The organism is Marinomonas foliarum (assembly GCF_016906065.1).
Classification (GTDB): domain Bacteria; phylum Pseudomonadota; class Gammaproteobacteria; order Pseudomonadales; family Marinomonadaceae; genus Marinomonas; species Marinomonas foliarum.
In genome coordinates, this window is record NZ_CP070273.1 from 2208969 (window position 1) to 2225128 (window position 16160).

Consider the following 16160-nt stretch of genomic DNA (forward strand, 5'->3'; position numbering starts at 1 on the left):
CGGTGTTTGTCACCTAGTTGGCTTTTATTGACCGCTTATTTTAGTAGTTATTTAGCTTGGCATGGTTTCGAACGCAGCCACATCGCTTAAGTGATCATCCCAGTTGCCTTTGCTATCCATGAATATATGCGCTTGCGGCGTTATATCGACATCTGTATCTAAGCAGCCTGCCGGTACCACAACCAAACCACGACTTTTCGCATCGGTAGGGACATTGGAGCCACAAACAGAGCAAAATGTACGAGCAAAGTTTGTGTCTTCTAATCGATAAAAGCTGAGTTTGTCTTCGCCGCTTAACCAATTTAAGGTCGCGCCTGGCGCAAAAAGGTTAGCACAATGCGCTGTACCAGAGGTTTTTCTACAACGGCTACAGTGACAAAGGAAAAACTTCTTAAATTCACCTTCCAGTTCAAATTTAACCGCACCACATAAGCAAGATCCAGTATGAAGATGGCTCATTATTGCATGCTCCAAACAAAGAGTTTTTTAATTATACGCCGACTGAAAACATGCCTTCTAAGTCATGTTTTGAATAAGCACGAAACGCCAACATAGTTTCTGTTTTTAAAATGTTATCGATCTGTGCAAGGTGCTGTGTCACCAATTCAGATAGTTGATCATTTGTCTGCACACGAGCAATGGCGGTAATGTCGTATGAACCGCTTACAGAATACACTTCAGATAAACCTTCAATAGAAGCCAGTTTTTCAGCGACTTGGTTGATGTACTTTTTCTCAACAGAAAGCATGATAATCGCGGTAACCATAGAATGTCCTTTTTGGATTGTTAATGTACGCTGAGGCTTGAATGAAAAGAGACGTCAGCGAATAGAGGGAATTAAAGCACCTTAAGTGTCTATTTACAAAGGCGCAAAGAGGGAAGTTAAGTGGATAAATGGGAAAGTTAGAACGGCGAAAAAAGTGGTTCTAAGGAGGAAAACGACATGTTTGAGTCATATAGTTTGAAAGGTGAGAAATATTTAGCCATAAAATTCTATAAGAAAACTTTATAGCAATCGCGAAAGTTATATTTTCTTTGATCTGCTTACTTAACTATTCATTTGTTTACGCAATAGTTTTGAAAAAAAACGCTAGACTCATTTGATTACATATTGGCACGGAAAAAAAACGGTAAGAGATTTAGTGCTTTTGGTATGCTTTATCTACGTCTTGGGGTGAGCATTCATAATGCCTAATACATATAAAATCATTTCTTAGAGGTAGAAAGTGTTCGAGACAAGTACAGCAGAAATAAATAGTAGCGTCGATTTAATGATGTCTATTTTGGGTGTTCAGAATCAAAGCAGAATGGATGCGGAACTCTTAGCAGGTTCCTTTAATTATGATTTGGAGCATCTAGTACAAGCTATTCGACAGCATTTAGGGATGGACGTCGCGTTTTTGTCTCGTTTTCATAATGGTAATCGTGAAATGTTGTATGTCGATAAAAAAGACATTTGTAATGGTTCACTTAATAAAGGTCATAAGGATAAAAACGAAGAAACTTATTGCCAGCTAATTGCCGAAGAAAAACTGCCGAGAATTATTCCTGATACGTCGCAGAATGAAATAACCAAAGCGTTAGCGGTAACAAAAATTTTAAATATAGGCAGTTATATTGGAGTGCCTATCTATCTCTCAGATGGTTATCTTTATGGTACTTTGTGTTGCTTCAGTGAGAAGGCTGATGAGTCATTGACGAATAAAGACCTTTCAATGTTAACGCTGTTTGCAAAAATTTCGGCTCGTAATATCGAAAAAGAACTGACCGCATCAAGATTACGCGAAGCTGCATGTGACAATATTTTTGACATTATAAATAACTGTAAGCTATCCATTGTATTGCAGCCAATCTATGATTTTAAAGCCAAATCTATTAAGGGCTTCGAATGTTTGTCTCGCTTTCAAGTCGAGCCATATCGTTCCCCTGATTATTGGTTCAATCAGGCAAACATATCAGGTGTTGGTGAAGCACTAGAGCTATTTGCTATTGAAGAATCATTAAGTTTATTACCGCTTATTCCTGAACAATATTATATAACACTGAATGTTTCTCCTAAGCACCTTACATCACTTTACTTACAATCTATGTTAGACAAAGCGCCTCTGCATCGTATTGTTTTAGAAGTAACCGAGCGAGAATCTATTCCAGACTATAAGGCGTTTAGAAATGCCATTCAGCACTTTCGAGACAGAGGCATGCGCCTTGCTGTTGACGATGCAGGGGCCGGCTTTGCCAGCTTCCAGCATATATTGGAGCTGGAGGCCGATATCATTAAATTAGATAGAAGCTTAATCGCTAATATCAATTCAGATCATAGAAAGAGAGCCTTGGTTGCCGCACTCATTGGCTTCGCGAAAGAAACCAAAAGCACAGTTTTAGGCGAGGGAGTGGAGACCTTAGCGGAGCTAGAAGTGCTGCAAGAATTGGGCGCACAAAAAATTCAGGGTTATTTCTTCTGTCATCCTCTACCGCTTAAAGACGTGCTGGCTTTTTGTGAGGCTTGAAGGCTTGTTTTAAGCCTTTTTCTGGTGCCTATTAAGTGTCACTAATGTACATTTCTTGCTCTTATCTCCCTGTAAAGTAACGCAGTCTTTTCCTATCAAACCAAAGAAAATGGTTTTTATGCACTATAATGGCATGTACTATGCGTGACTTTTATTTTAGCGCTGTGATGATTTGCGGGTTAAAACAACGATGACAAATGGAATGAGAGAGTCTTATGAATACAACGTTTAAAGTGTTACTTGGGATGGGGCTCGGCATCATTGTTGGCTTGATCCTCAATTTAACGGGGCTAAATGCCGATGGGACATGGGCGAACAGTTACTTAACGGATGGCTTGTTTAAAGTCGTTGGTACAATGTTCGTTAACGCCCTGAAAATGCTTGTTGTACCTTTGGTTTTCTTCTCATTGGTCTGTGGTGTGTGTGGCATTGGTGACATCAAGTTACTGGGAAGGATTGGGTCTAAATCGTTCGTTCTTTACCTTCTGACAACGGCCATTGCCATTGCCGCAGCGCTGACTATTGCCACCGCTTTTGGTATTGGTGAAGGCATGAATGCCGAGTCCTCTGTGACCTTCACAGGGAAAGACTCTCCACCATTATCGACGGTATTGATTAATATCGTTCCTTCAAATCCTATTAGCGCCATGGCGCAAGGTGACATGCTTCCGGTGATCTTTTTCTCGATCATGTTTGGTGTAAGCATCTTAATGGTAGGACAAAAAGCTAAGGTTGTTAGCGATTTCATTGAGTCATTAAACGACATAATGATGAAGATGGTCACCATTATTATGGAAGTGGCGCCGTATGCCGTGTTCTGTCTTATCGCTAGAGCTATAGCGGAATTGGGGATGGATTTACTCGCTCAGTTGTTGGGTTATGTATTGGTGCTGATTGGCGTCTTGTTCTTCCATTTATTTGTGACTTTGCAAGTGATCCTGAAAGTCTTGTCTGGCTTGAGCCCAATTACTTTCATGAAGAAAATGCGTAACACGCAAGTGTTTGCTTTTAGTACATCCAGCTCAAACGCGACGATTCCTGTTACCTTGCGTGCGGTGACAAAGCGCCTTGGCGTGAAAAACTCGGTAGCGTCTTTTACTGTACCGTTTGGTGCGACCATCAACATGGATGGTACTGCCATTATGCAGGGTGTCGCGACGGTCTTTATTGCCAATATTTATAATGTAGAGCTTGGTATGATGGGTTACCTAACGGTGATCTTAATGTCTGTACTGGCATCGATTGGTACCGCAGGCGTTCCTGGTGTTGGCTTGATTATGCTATCTATGGTGTTTGCTCAAGTAGGCTTACCAATCGAAGGTATTGGCTTGATTTTGGGTGTGGACCGCTTGTTAGACATGATTCGTACTGCGGTTAACGTGTCTGGTGATGCTGTAGTGTCTACTGTGGTTGCTAAGAGCGAAGGACAGTTAGACGAAAGTGTCTACAATGATCCTAATGCGGGTAATCAGTCTGAAATGCATTTAGAAACCAAACAGAGCTAATAACGGTTAGTATCAGAGGATTCTCTGAACAAACGAATCGTCTAAATAGAGAAGAGCGCAGCCCTCAAGGGTAAGCGCTCTTTTTTTACATGCGATACAGAGGTTAAAAACGTGTAACGACAGTCACGCCCGGTGGGTTGATCTTGTCTATGTTGGTTAGCGCTGCAATGGATTCTTCTAGGCTGATGGTGCGGCCAAGTAGTTTTTCTGGGCTGAGTTTTCCTGACTTAATCATCGACAACATGGCATCGTAACGGAACGCCTGCATGCCGTGACTGCCAATAATTTCTAATTCATGAGCGATAACCAGATTCATTGGAATCGGTGGAGTTGCTTGATCAGCTAACAGCAAGCCGACCTGAACGTGTTTCCCCAACTTTTTTAAACTCTTAATGGAGTTTATGCAGGTTGTTGGGTGGCCTAAAGCATCGATTGATACATGAGCTCCGCCACGGGTGATCTCTTTAATTGCTTCTGCTACATCAGGCACGCTGGTGGCGTTAATGGTCGCGTAAGCGCCTAGGGCTTTTGCTAATTCAAGTTTGTCGTCTGTCACGTCCACCGCAATCACATTGGCACCAATGCTGTTGGCAATCATGATGGCTGACAAGCCAACACCGCCACAACCATGCACAGCCACCCATTGTCCTGCACTGACTTTACCCTGATCGACAACCGCTCTAAACGAGGTCACAAAGCGACAGCCAAGGCTAGCCGCTGTGGTGAAGTCTATGCTTTCTGGCAAGGTAACAAGGTTCACATCCGCATTGTGAATAGAGACGTATTCGGCAAAAGAGCCCCAGTGAGTGAATCCTGGTTGTGTTTGATTACCACAGACTTGATGATTGCCACCGTGACATTCAGGACAAGAGCCACAGCCGCTAACAAAGGGCACAGTAACTCGGTCACCGACTTTAAAACGCTGAACATCTTTGCCTACGGCTTCAATAACACCTGCAAACTCATGACCTGGAACGTGTGGCAGCACAATGTCTGGATCGTGTCCCATCCAGCCATGCCAATCACTGCGGCAAACACCTGTCGCTTCAACTTTGATCACCACGCCATGATTTTCTGGCGTTGGATCTTCGACATTCATAATTTTAGGTGTGGCTGAAAAGCTTTCGTAGACAACGGCTTTCATGGTGTTCTCCTTTGGTGATCAATACGTCAGCCTAATAGACTACTGAATATAGAAGAAATTACCTTGCTCTTTTCCTTGTATATCAGCGAACTTAAGAAATACTATTTCAGATATTTGGTATTTAAGAGGGAAATCTTTCAATGGTGGCTTTGGATAAGGTAGACACTGATATTGTTCGACGTATGCAGCAAGACGGTAAGCTGACTAACGCAAAATTAGCCAGCGAACTTTCATTAAGTGAAACACCCTGTTGGCGCCGGCTAAAACGCCTCGAGGAAGAGGGTATTATTACCGATTATCAGGCGAACCTTGACCGACGTAAGTTAGGCTTTGGGGTGATGGCGTTTGTGCAGTTGACCTGTAATCAGCACGATGCAGAAATCACTCAAACTTTCGAACAGATGATCCAGCAGTGTGACAATGTTTTGTCTTGTCATAACACCACAGGTGCGGCGGATTTTTTACTGCAAGTGGTTGCTAAAGATTTAGACGATTACAGCCGCTTTGTGGATCAAGTTCTGAGAAAATTACCGGGTGTGTCTGCAATCGCTTCGAATATCTCTTTGCGAGAACTAAAAGCATCAACGCGGTTGCCAGTATAATGACTGTATTTTAGAGAAGATGCAGATAATACAAAGCCAACTGGTAAGGGTTGGCTTTGTGCTTCACACGCCAGAAAAACAAACAATCACAAGGTCATTACAATACGGCCTGTGATTTCACCTTTTTCCATATCGGCAAAAATCTCATTAATATCATCCAGTGTTTTTTCTGCAATAATGGCTTTGACCTTACCTCGTGCGGCAAATTCCAAGCACTCTTCTAGATCTTTACGAGTACCAACGATGGAACCAACTACGCTGACACCATTAAGCACCGTGTTAAAAATTGGCAACGGCATGTCTTCTGGCGGCAAACCTACCAAGACACATTTACCGCCACGACGAATCACGTCATAGCTCTGTCTGAAGCCCGCTTTGCTGACAGCAGTACAAACGGTGGCATGAACACCTGAGGTTGTGTCTAGAATTTCTTTTACGACATCGTCGGTTTTGAAATCAAAGAAATATTCTGCACCTAGTGACATAGACAGCTCACGTTTGGCTTCGCCTGTATCAACCGCAACGACTCGAAATCCCATGGCAACAGCGTATTGCACGGCTAAATGGCCTAGACCGCCAATACCAAATAGAGCGACCCAATCGCCAGGTTTTGCGCCAGAGACTTTGAGCGCTTTATAGGTCGTCACACCGGCACAGAATAACGGCGCTGCTTCAACATAACCTAAGCCTTCCGGTACTTTAACCACATATTCAGCATGAGCCGCGCAGTATTCAGCGTAACCACCATCGACGGAATAACCAGCATTTTGCTGCGAAAGGCATAAGTTTTCGTTGCCTGTTAAGCAATATTCACAATGTCCGCAGGCGCTGTACAACCAAGGAATGCCGACTCGATCTCCCAAGACCAAATGCTTTACCGCACTGCCGACTTCAACAATCTCACCTACGCCTTCGTGACCAGGGATAAAGGGCAGGGTAGGTTTTACAGGCCAATCTCCATGACAAGCATGTAAATCCGTATGGCAAACGCCACAAGCATGAATCTTGACGAGTACTTGATGTGGTTCAACATTAGGTTTAGCCACATCCTCAATGTTTAGAATGGCACCAAATTTACTGGCTACAGCTGCTTTCATAACAAACTCCATCTTTTTATTTAATTAGACGCAATGCTATGTAGTCATAGTGGCACAGAGGAGGAGCGGAAGAGCTGCTTTAGATCAAGGGTTAGGCCTAATTTTTATAAAGAAAAGAGGCTTTGTAAGGCCGTCTCTACTTTCTGCAGCAAACATGCAGTCTAAGTGCATCTACAGAAATACGGTTGTTTTTAATCAAGCCATCGCCAAGTATGTATGTAGCAACACGGAATAAAAGTAACGCTAATTAGGAGGAACATATGCAAAATCAAACTGCACAAGCCCACCACATTACAGACATTATTAAAGTGATGAACGGCGGTATTGAATTCTACCAAGAAGCGAAAACTAAACTTGATAACAGTACTTACCAAGCTTTCTTTGATCGTATGATTGGCGCTAAAGCAGAAGCGGTGCAAGAGCTACAACCCTTCGCTATTGATCAACAAGGCGAAGTCGAAAATGACACTAGCAACATGGTGAAAGCGCGCCAATCGTACACGAAGCTGTTGGCTAAGATCTCTGGCGATTCGACTACGTTTACTTATATTGATCAGCTTGAGGAAGTGGAAGATAAGGTTCTAGAAGAACTTGATTTGGCGCTAGAGCGAAAGCAAGCTCAAGACTGTGATGTTACCTTGCGTCGCGTTAAAGTCAGAATGAAAGAGTGCCATGATGAGATGAAGGCACTACAAGTCGCAGCTCAACATTAATGATATAGGGTGAGAAGCCGCGTTTTAGCCTTTGATTTGCTTTTACCTAAGGCAAAAACTTAGGGTAAGCGTTGCGGAACATTATTAGTATTGTAAAGCCAGCATGGGTAGATTAGGGGTCCATGCTGGCTTTTTTCATTTCTAATCATAGAGTTAGTGTGTAAATCACAGAAGTCACGTCAGGTCATGCAGGTTGCTATTCTTATCAGCTTTTGTCAGGGTGTAAGAAGAGGAGGCTTTTATGACCAATTCACAAAAGACAGTAACGGGTGCAATACTGTTACCAGTATTCATCCCAACCGTTATCGTTACCCTATTTCTTATCGTAGGAACCCTAAGTAATCCAGAGTTTGCAGGAGAGGTATTTCAAAGCGCATTGGCTTGGGTTACTCAGACTTTTGGCTGGTTCTATATGCTGGCTACCGCAATTTTTCTCGTATTTCTTGTTTGTATCGGATTCAGTAGCTGGGGCAATATTCGTTTAGGTCCAGATCATGGAGACCCTGAATACAGTTTTCCGGCTTGGTTTGCGATGCTTTTTTCCGCAGGCTACGGGATTGCCTTGTTGTTTTTTGGTGTTGCTGAGCCTGTCTTACACTTTTCCCAACCACCGAATGCTACTGCCGAAACCATTGGTGCAGCTCGAGAAGCGATGCAAATTGCCTATTTTCATTGGGGCCTTCATATCTGGGGGATTTACGGCCTGATGGGGCTGGTTCTGGCTTACTTTGCCTTTCGTCATGGTTTGCCATTGTCGGTGCGGTCGGCACTTTATCCCCTGATTGGTGATCGTATTTACGGACCTATTGGTCATATTGTCGATGTGTTTGCCATTCTTGGTACTTTGTTTGGTTTGGCGACCACGCTGGGTTTATCAGTTACGCAAATCAACGCGGGTTTACATTACCTTTGGGAAGGCATACCGATTAACACCATGGTGCAAATCACCGCCATTGGGTTAATTACGTTAGCTGCAATAGGTTCTGTGGTTGCTGGTATGGATAAAGGGGTAAAAAATCTTTCGATTTTAAATATGTGCTTGGCTGTCTTTATCATGGTGATTGTGTTTTTCGTTGGCCCAAGTATTCATATTCTTGATGCCTTCGTACAAAACACAGGCTCTTATCTCAGCAACATTGTAGAGCGGACGTTTAATCTACAGGCTTATACGCAAAGTGATTGGATTGGTAACTGGACGCTGTTTATCTTTGCGTGGACTATCGCTTGGGCGCCATTCGTCGGCTTGTTTATTGCAAAAATTAGCCGAGGTCGTACTATCCGCCAGTTTATCTTTGGTGTGCTTGCGGTACCGACGCTGTTTACTTTCCTATGGTTTGCTATCTTTGGCGATACCGCCCTGTATTTGATTATGGAGCAAGGTAAAGATGTCTTGATTGGCGAAGTTCAGGCAGACCATTCGGTAGCATTATTCCAGTTCTATGATTTATTGCCTTGGTCTACTTTCCTATCGGTGATTACCGTCTTTCTAATCATTACCTTCTTTGTTACCTCATCGGATTCTGGGTCCTTAGTCGTTGATTCATTGGCTTCTGGTGGTGCGCTGGAAACACCTGTGTGGCAGCGAGTCTTTTGGGCGTCTCTAGAAGGTATTATTGCAGCAACCTTATTACTGGCGGGTGGCTTAGGGGCCTTGCAAACCATGAGCATCTTAGCCGCACTGCCTTTTGCCATCATCATGTTGATTGCGGCACTTGGTTTATGGCGGGCCTTGGTAATCGAAGGGCATCGTGGTGCAGCAGTGGAAGCCGCTGCAACACCAGGTCGAGCATTTAGTAATGAAGGCAGCTGGCGCAAACGCTTAAGTACTTTGTTCAAGTTTCCTGGCGAAGCTAAGGTGACTCACTTTATTAAAGAAGTGGTTGAGCCTGCGATGGAAGAAGTACAAAAAGAGCTCGCGATTCATGGCTGGAAAGCCAATATCACTAGAGAAGAAAACGGTGTTACTTTTCAGCTAGAAAGGGACGAAAAGTTAGATTTCTATTACCAAGTAGTGGCCACGGAACATGAAATACCAGAAGCCCACAGTGAGAATTCGAAATACGATACTCATTGGCAGGCCGATGTGTATATTCGTAATGGCGCACTGGGTTATGAGCTCTATGGCTGTAGTCAGGATGAGGTAATACGTGATCTGATTGACCAGCTAGAACAGTACTTCAACTTTGTTGATGCCGCTCCAGGGCAATTACCTTGGAATACGGTGTCGTAGCTTAAATCTTGTTTAAAAGAGCAAAAGTCTATTAAAGCGTAAGCAAAAAAAGCCCGCATTGGCTCAATGAGTGAATGCGGGTTGTTATTAAATTGCTTATGCGTAATTTGCTTTTTTATCGCTAATTACTGACTCAGGGACGATGACACTCAAAGATTGAGGTCTGACGACGACTTCTAGCTTTTCAGCTTCACGCTCTTCGCCATCGATCACATAGTGACCTACTTGACTGATATCTACCGTTACACGCGATGCAGAACGATGGAATACGCCATTGTTCCCTTCAGGGGCTTCGCTGTCTTCATTTTGGTCGCCCAATCCAAGCATAGCCAATTCAGCCAAATTCAATATTTGCATGCGCTCAGGGTCTAACCAAGTTAAATCCAACTCGCCATCCATAATATTCGGTACGCCTTTACCTTGTGCTAAAAGCGTCGTTATAGGAGCGGCATTAGCAATGGTTAGGCTTGGTGTTGTGATGGTGAAAGGTTCATCGTCATTCAGTTGAATAGTAAATTCATGGACCTCGTTTTGGCCGATGGCTTCCCATAGACCTTTCAAGTAAGCAAGCTGACCACTGGTGTTCTTTTTACTACGGTCGGCTTTTTCAATCATCTGTTGCTCAAAACCAACGCCCGCCAGTAATAGCATTAATTCGCCGTTACAGGTTGCGGTGTCGATGCGTTGTTCGCAGCCATCAATTAGGTTTAAGCAAATGGTTTCCAAAGGTGCGACTTTTGACATGGTGCCGCAGAGCACATGGCTTAGCGCATTGGCGGTGCCAAATGGGATAATACCCAGCTTAATGTTGGTGCCTACCATGGCCGCTGCAACCTCAGTGACTGTGCCATCGCCACCACAGGCAATGATCATATCTGGCGAAGCTTTAACCGCTTCTTTGGCTAATGCAGTGCCATTTTTTTCTGGTGTGGTTGTTTTCACCGTGACATCAAAATAGGCTGATAGATAACGCAAAATAACGTCTTGTTGTGCTTCCCATTGGCGTGTTCCAGACACCGGATTGGCAATGAGCCAAGCGGAGTTATGCACCACCAAAAGCTTACTTTCTAAGGCGCTTTTTAGATGTTTAAACTGGCGTTTGTTTAAGCGAACAGTCTGGCGAATATCACGTATTTTTTCCATCACCTCTCTGGGAGTGGACTTAGGGTTCTGGCTCAGTAAATACGCTGCCATCATGAAGGCTGAGCGGCCTCGACCTAAAGCACAATGAATGACCACAGAGCGGCCCGTTTTACGGTGTGTGTGTATCCAGTTAAGAGCTTTTTGTATTTGCGTATCGGAAGGGACTGAGTGATCAAGAATTGGAATATTTAAGTAGTCCACATCGGCTTGATAAGACATCCAATTTAAAGAACTAAATTCAGCGGTTACGTCTAATACAGCGCTAATGTTCTCGCTTTTTATTTCATGAATATCCGAAGGGAATAAGCGTCGAGCCAAGAATAAGCCGTCATCTATTTTCTGTAACGCAGGAACAGAATCTGTGCTTCTCGCCCAACTGTTATAAAGCTGTGTGCTCCACAAAAAAGGCAGAAATACCCAGCGCACATAAATGGGTACTGTGCCATCGGAACGTTTGCGAAATATTGTTGGTTTATTAAGAAGATAGGCCAGACTGACAGTGAAAAAAGACAGGGCAAACCATGCCCAAGCGAGCTGGAAATAGACATTGCTGGTCATGATAACCAACAACACAAAAACAGCAGACACTAATAAATAATAGTTTGGTTTAAACAATACAACTCTCCCTAGAGTCCAGCCATAGTTCAAACAGAGTAACACACTGTTTTTTAAAAGTAAGACAGTAGCTCGTAAAGGTACAGATAGAAAAAAGAATCTCGCAATAAAAGTCAGATTTAGGACAGAATCGTCTTAGTATCTGACTCCTATCATTTGTGGGTTAAAGATCGGATTTTCGACCATGATTTTTTCTAAGCGTCGAGTTGCCTCATTGGCTTTTGGCGATGTGAAAAGCGTCACTTCCATGTCTGGAAGAGAGGGCAAATCCTGATAAATAGCCAAATCCTCTTCTTCTAAGGTGTGGTAAGGAACAATACCAACCCCTACGCCAGCGCGAACCGCTGCTAGAACGCCTGAACGGCTTTGGCTGGTAAAGGCGATGCGATAAGGAATTTTGGCATTGTCGAGTGCTTCACAGGCAAATTGACGGTGTTTACAACCCTCAGCAAATACCACTAAGGGCAGTACGCTTTGGGTATGAACAAAATGATTTTTTGGACCGATCCAAACCAGTTCATCACGGCGTAACCGAATGCCGCCTTCGGTATCAGCCAGCATTTCAACTAGAGCAATATCAAGCTTGCCTTTGTCCAAAAGGTCCAGCAAATAATCTGGACGATAATCACAAATCGCCTCTAGTTCAGCTTCGGGGTAGCTCAAAATGAAGTCCTGTAAAAGCGGAGCAAGCGTGCGGCTAGCGTACTGATCATGCGTTCCCAGCCGAACCACACCACTAATGTCCATATTCTGAAACGAACCAACAATTTGATCATGAAGGTTTAAAAGCTGTTGCGCATGCGCTTTTAATTGCTCTCCGACAGCAGTTAATCGCACACCATGTTGACCACGTTCCATCAGTGGGTTGGCGATTAAATCTTCCAAGCGATTGAGCTGCATGCTGATTGTCGATGGCGCCTTGTGCAGTTGTTTGGCGGCCTCAGTCAGGTTTAGCGTCTCAGCCACGACCATAAAAGTGCGAAGTAAATTTATCGGTAAATCACGCATTGTTTAGTTTTCAATATAGTTGAACGTAGAGTTGAATATTTATCGATTTACCGAATAAAAGCAAGCTCCTAATATGGCGCCATTGATTGTTTTTTATACATGTCTTTCAAGGGTGTTTTTAGCAAGGAGTTTTTGATGCGTATTCCAATAACATTTGGCTTTAATCAGGTTATCAGTCACGGCTTTGGTATTTTCTTGTTTGCGGCATTAGTGCCAACCATGCAAGGCTCGCTTGATATTACCAGTTGGCATCTCGCCCTAGCTGGGGCGCTAACACAAGTGTCTTATCTTATCGGTGCTATGTTATTGGGCGTAATTGGTCCGCGCCTAGACTCCGGTCGCTTGTTGCTGATCACAGGCATACTCACTACGTCTTTGCTGTTTACCATGGCATGGCTAGATAATACGACTGTCATGATTTTTGTTCTCACCGTGATGGCGGCGAGTGCGGCCATTAGTTGGGGGTCCATTGTGGAGCTAGTTACTCGGTACGGTCGTGCTGACCGCACAGCGACTAACTTGTCTATTGCTTCAAGCGGTACTGCTTGGGGTTACAGTGTTAATGGTTTGATCATTTTACTGATTGTTCCACTATTGGGATGGCGAAGCGGTTGGATGGCTGCATCGGTACTTGGACTGATTACCTTGGTAGTCACTTTTAGGTTACTTAAAAGCGTTCGATCTCAGTCACAGGATCAAGACATTGATGTTACTTTCGCAATGGGCACACGGCAGTTGTTTAAAACCGTATTGCGTGAACGCACCGCTTTTCTTGCTTGCTTGATTTTGCTACTAGTGGGCGCTTCAACCATTACTTTTACGACTTGGCTGAATACCTATTTGGCGGAGTTATCACTACCGCCAGCATTGGGCGGATATACTTGGGGGATTATTGGCGTAACAGGCATGATCGCGGGCTTTTTTGTTGGCAAATTGGCAGATAACAAAGGTCCTAGTGTTACGCTTTTGGTTATTTTTGGCATTTTTGCTTTAGGCTTGTTGGCTTTCACTTATCGTCCTGAGCAGTTTGTTATGCTTGCAGGCTTTGGCTACGGCATGATGTATTTCCCTATTTGGGGCATTATTGCAGGCTGGATAAGCAAACAATATTCTTCCAAAGCGACCATGCAGATCAACGGTATTGGCATGGTGACGTTTGGACTTGGTGGTGCTCTAGGCAATGTCTTGGCAGGGATGATTTACGATGCGACTGGTAGCCTGTCCAATGTGTATTTACTTATCTGCGGGCTGGCTGTCGTGTTGTTTGTATTGGCAATGTATATATTCTTGCATGAGCGCCAATCCAACAAACCACGCTCTGACAGCTTCTTACAGCCAGAAATTTGATCTGGTGTTTAATGGTATTGACCGTCAGCCTTCATGGCTGACGGTCACATTTTTCATTTTTACCCAAGCCGCACTTATACTTTTAACTTCGACAAAATGTTGGTTAATTGATTCACTGCTTCCACACTATTCTTATGGCCGGACGATAAGCTGGAGACAACGTCGCGTAATTCCTGTGCAGCATCACTGATGATTACAAGGTTACGATTAATCTCTTCTGCTACGTTAGACTGCTCTGTGGCGGCAGAAGCTACTTGTGAGGAATTCTCGGAAATAGTCACTACGCGATCGTTAACAAAACCTAATTTCTCTGCGCTGTTGTTGGCCACGGTTACTGTTTCGCTGATGTTAGATTGACTGTTGTTTATCAAGTTTACTGCGGAGCCGACGTCTTCTTGTAGAGCTTTTATAAGGGTGTCGACTTCCTCTGTGGAGTCTTGTGTACGTGCCGCGAGACTACGCACTTCGTCCGCTACGACAGCGAACCCTCTGCCTTGCTCACCTGCGCGGGCGGCTTCTATTGCAGCATTCAAGGCCAACAAATTGGTTTGCTCTGCGATAGCACGAATGGTGTCTAAAATGCTGTAAATTGCGTCGCTGCGTTCAGAGACTTTAGCTACTTGAGTGCTGGCTTCGTTCAGTTCAGAGGCAAAATGTTCTACTTGGCTGCGGTTGTGCTGTACTAAGTCTAATGATTCTTTAAGATAACCGCTCATTTCATTAGTGGCATTGCCATTTTCTTGAGCTAAGTTTGCCACATCAAAAGCAGAGCTCGACATCTCTGTTACAGCGGTCACAACGGACTGAATTTGATCAGTTTGCGATGAAATAGACGAGTCGACTTGTATGGTGGTATCAACAAAGCTTTCATTGGAATGTGCTACGACATGGCGCTGTTCATTGAGTTGTTGAACCATTTTTTGCAGTTTTTCAGTAAACAGATTAAAACCATCGGCAAGCTGTACCAATTCGAGATGTTTTTGTTGCCCCAGGCGTTGCGTTAAATCGCCTTCTTCAGAAGCCAGCTCCTTCATACGTGACGCGATATCACCCAATGGTGCGGTTACAGAACGTACTATTAGATAAATAACCCCTAACCCAATGAATACCAAAATCAATGAAAGTCCGAGTAAAATCGTTACGGCATTGTTGGTTTTAGCACTTAGTCCAGCGTTTAACTTTATGGATGGCGCAAGTAAAACGCTAGTCGGAACAGACAAGAATACAGTCCAGTTTTGAGCCGCGTGTCCAATGGCAAAATCACTGGTAAATGTCCACTCTAACTCTCCTTCAACCAATCCTTTTTTCGTAAGATCCACACCAGATAACGGAGTCGATTTTATGTTATTGCCTACCGCTTTGGGGAATGCACTGGAACCCACGATAATGCCACGTTGGCTAACAATAGTAATCTGCCCTTGACCATCGAATAGGTTTTGAGCCAAAGAAGTGACTTCGGTTTGAATCCTCGGCAAATTGACATCCGCACCGACCAAGCCGACAGACTTTTTGTTGACCAAGACGGGTTCGGTGTAACTGGTCATAAGCACACTATTGCCCTCTGATATTTCATATAGATAAGGATCGAGTAAGCAGGCATTAGCAGATTCTAGAGAGCATAAATACCATTCAGATTCACGAATACCATTGTCGTCTACTTCGGTGCCGTACTTCTCTGCAGACTCTGTTTCGTAAGAAACAAATTGCCCTTCTTCTTTCACCCAATATACATCTAAGGTTCCAACATCTGATGTCGTGAGCGTGTTCTTTGGCGACGTGCTGTCTAATTGGTCGTAACCGTTTTTTTCAAATTGAGCATACAAAGCACTCATGGTTGGCGTGCTTTTTACAAAGCCTTTTGTCATCGCGTGAACACGCTCACGGCTGAATGGTTCGCCGCTGTTTCCTATGGCTGTTTGAGTGAGCAGTGAGGCGAAGTTGGTCACCGTCGAAGCGGTGGATTCGAGGAACACTCGAACCTTAGTTTGTGCTTCATTAGCCGTGGACATTAGTAAGGTTTCTGCTTGGTCTTTTTGAACTTGATTTAGTTCATCTGATGCGAATTCATTGATTGAACGGATGGATTGAGTAGAGGCCAAAATCACAATACCTACTAGACACATGGCAAAAAAGCCAACGAGGAAAACAAGCTTTACTCTTATACTAAGATTCGACATCTGGAGCCTTTTTTTGGTTAGTCAATTGGATTGGATTCAGCGAGCGAATACGTTTTATTGGCTATTAGTGTA

The 16160-nt window shown here is 43.8% G+C and carries 13 protein-coding genes; 6 read left to right on the forward strand and 7 right to left on the reverse strand.

Annotated elements, in window-relative coordinates:
- Window positions 1-51: 51 nt before the first annotated feature.
- Together JSY38_RS10170 and JSY38_RS10175 are read right to left on the reverse strand one after the other, a co-directional pair.
- On the reverse strand, window positions 52-459 hold the full coding sequence (locus JSY38_RS10170) for a GFA family protein (protein ID WP_114412050.1): 408 nt from the start codon (window positions 457-459) through the stop codon (window positions 52-54).
- Between the two features lie 31 nt (window positions 460-490).
- Window positions 491-766 (reverse strand): Lrp/AsnC family transcriptional regulator, encoded by a 276-nt coding sequence (locus JSY38_RS10175; protein ID WP_110574507.1) that lies wholly within the window; start codon window positions 764-766, stop codon window positions 491-493.
- 460 nt (window positions 767-1226) lie between these two features.
- On the opposite strand from JSY38_RS10175, the gene JSY38_RS10180 reads away from it, so the two are divergent.
- Complete coding sequence (locus JSY38_RS10180) at window positions 1227-2507, forward strand: sensor domain-containing phosphodiesterase (RefSeq protein WP_205113153.1); 1281 nt, start codon at window positions 1227-1229, stop codon at window positions 2505-2507.
- Window positions 2508-2722: 215 nt separating this feature from the next.
- A complete protein-coding gene (locus JSY38_RS10185) occupies window positions 2723-4012 on the forward strand; it encodes a dicarboxylate/amino acid:cation symporter (RefSeq protein WP_205113154.1) in 1290 nt (429 codons plus the stop codon).
- Window positions 4013-4115: 103 nt separating this feature from the next.
- On the opposite strand, the gene JSY38_RS10190 is transcribed toward JSY38_RS10185, so the two are convergent.
- Window positions 4116-5156, reverse strand: coding sequence for a zinc-dependent alcohol dehydrogenase family protein (locus JSY38_RS10190; protein WP_205113155.1), 1041 nt, complete (start codon window positions 5154-5156; stop codon window positions 4116-4118).
- 140 nt (window positions 5157-5296) lie between these two features.
- Between JSY38_RS10190 and JSY38_RS10195 the strand changes: the two genes are divergently transcribed.
- Window positions 5297-5758, forward strand: a complete 462-nt coding sequence (locus JSY38_RS10195) for an Lrp/AsnC family transcriptional regulator (RefSeq protein WP_114412054.1) — start codon at window positions 5297-5299, stop codon at window positions 5756-5758.
- Window positions 5759-5844: 86 nt separating this feature from the next.
- On the opposite strand, the gene adhP is transcribed toward JSY38_RS10195, so the two are convergent.
- On the reverse strand, window positions 5845-6855 hold the full coding sequence (gene adhP / locus JSY38_RS10200) for an alcohol dehydrogenase AdhP (protein ID WP_205113156.1): 1011 nt from the start codon (window positions 6853-6855) through the stop codon (window positions 5845-5847).
- Window positions 6856-7115: 260 nt separating this feature from the next.
- Here adhP and JSY38_RS10205 point away from each other — a divergent pair, with 260 nt between their 5' ends.
- Window positions 7116-7568, forward strand: a complete 453-nt coding sequence (locus JSY38_RS10205) for a PA2169 family four-helix-bundle protein (RefSeq protein WP_114412056.1) — start codon at window positions 7116-7118, stop codon at window positions 7566-7568.
- A 241-nt stretch (window positions 7569-7809) separates the two neighbouring features.
- The gene (locus JSY38_RS10210; protein ID WP_114412057.1) at window positions 7810-9798 is read left to right on the forward strand and encodes a BCCT family transporter; all 1989 of its coding nucleotides are present in this window, start codon (window positions 7810-7812) and stop codon (window positions 9796-9798) included.
- Window positions 9799-9894: 96 nt separating this feature from the next.
- Here the strand turns inward: JSY38_RS10210 and JSY38_RS10215 are convergent, their stop codons facing one another.
- Window positions 9895-11556 carry a diacylglycerol kinase family protein gene (locus JSY38_RS10215; protein ID WP_114412058.1) on the reverse strand — a complete coding sequence of 554 codons (1662 nt, stop codon included), beginning with the start codon at window positions 11554-11556 and terminating at the stop codon, window positions 9895-9897.
- A gap of 135 nt (window positions 11557-11691) precedes the next feature.
- Window positions 11692-12564, reverse strand: a complete 873-nt coding sequence (locus JSY38_RS10220; protein ID WP_205113157.1) for a LysR family transcriptional regulator — start codon at window positions 12562-12564, stop codon at window positions 11692-11694.
- 135 nt (window positions 12565-12699) lie between these two features.
- Here JSY38_RS10220 and JSY38_RS10225 point away from each other — a divergent pair, with 135 nt between their 5' ends.
- Complete coding sequence (locus JSY38_RS10225) at window positions 12700-13911, forward strand: MFS transporter (protein ID WP_114412060.1); 1212 nt, start codon at window positions 12700-12702, stop codon at window positions 13909-13911.
- Between the two features lie 74 nt (window positions 13912-13985).
- On the opposite strand, the gene JSY38_RS10230 is transcribed toward JSY38_RS10225, so the two are convergent.
- The gene (locus JSY38_RS10230) at window positions 13986-16088 is read right to left on the reverse strand and encodes a methyl-accepting chemotaxis protein (protein WP_205113158.1); all 2103 of its coding nucleotides are present in this window, start codon (window positions 16086-16088) and stop codon (window positions 13986-13988) included.
- Window positions 16089-16160: the final 72 nt, after the last annotated feature.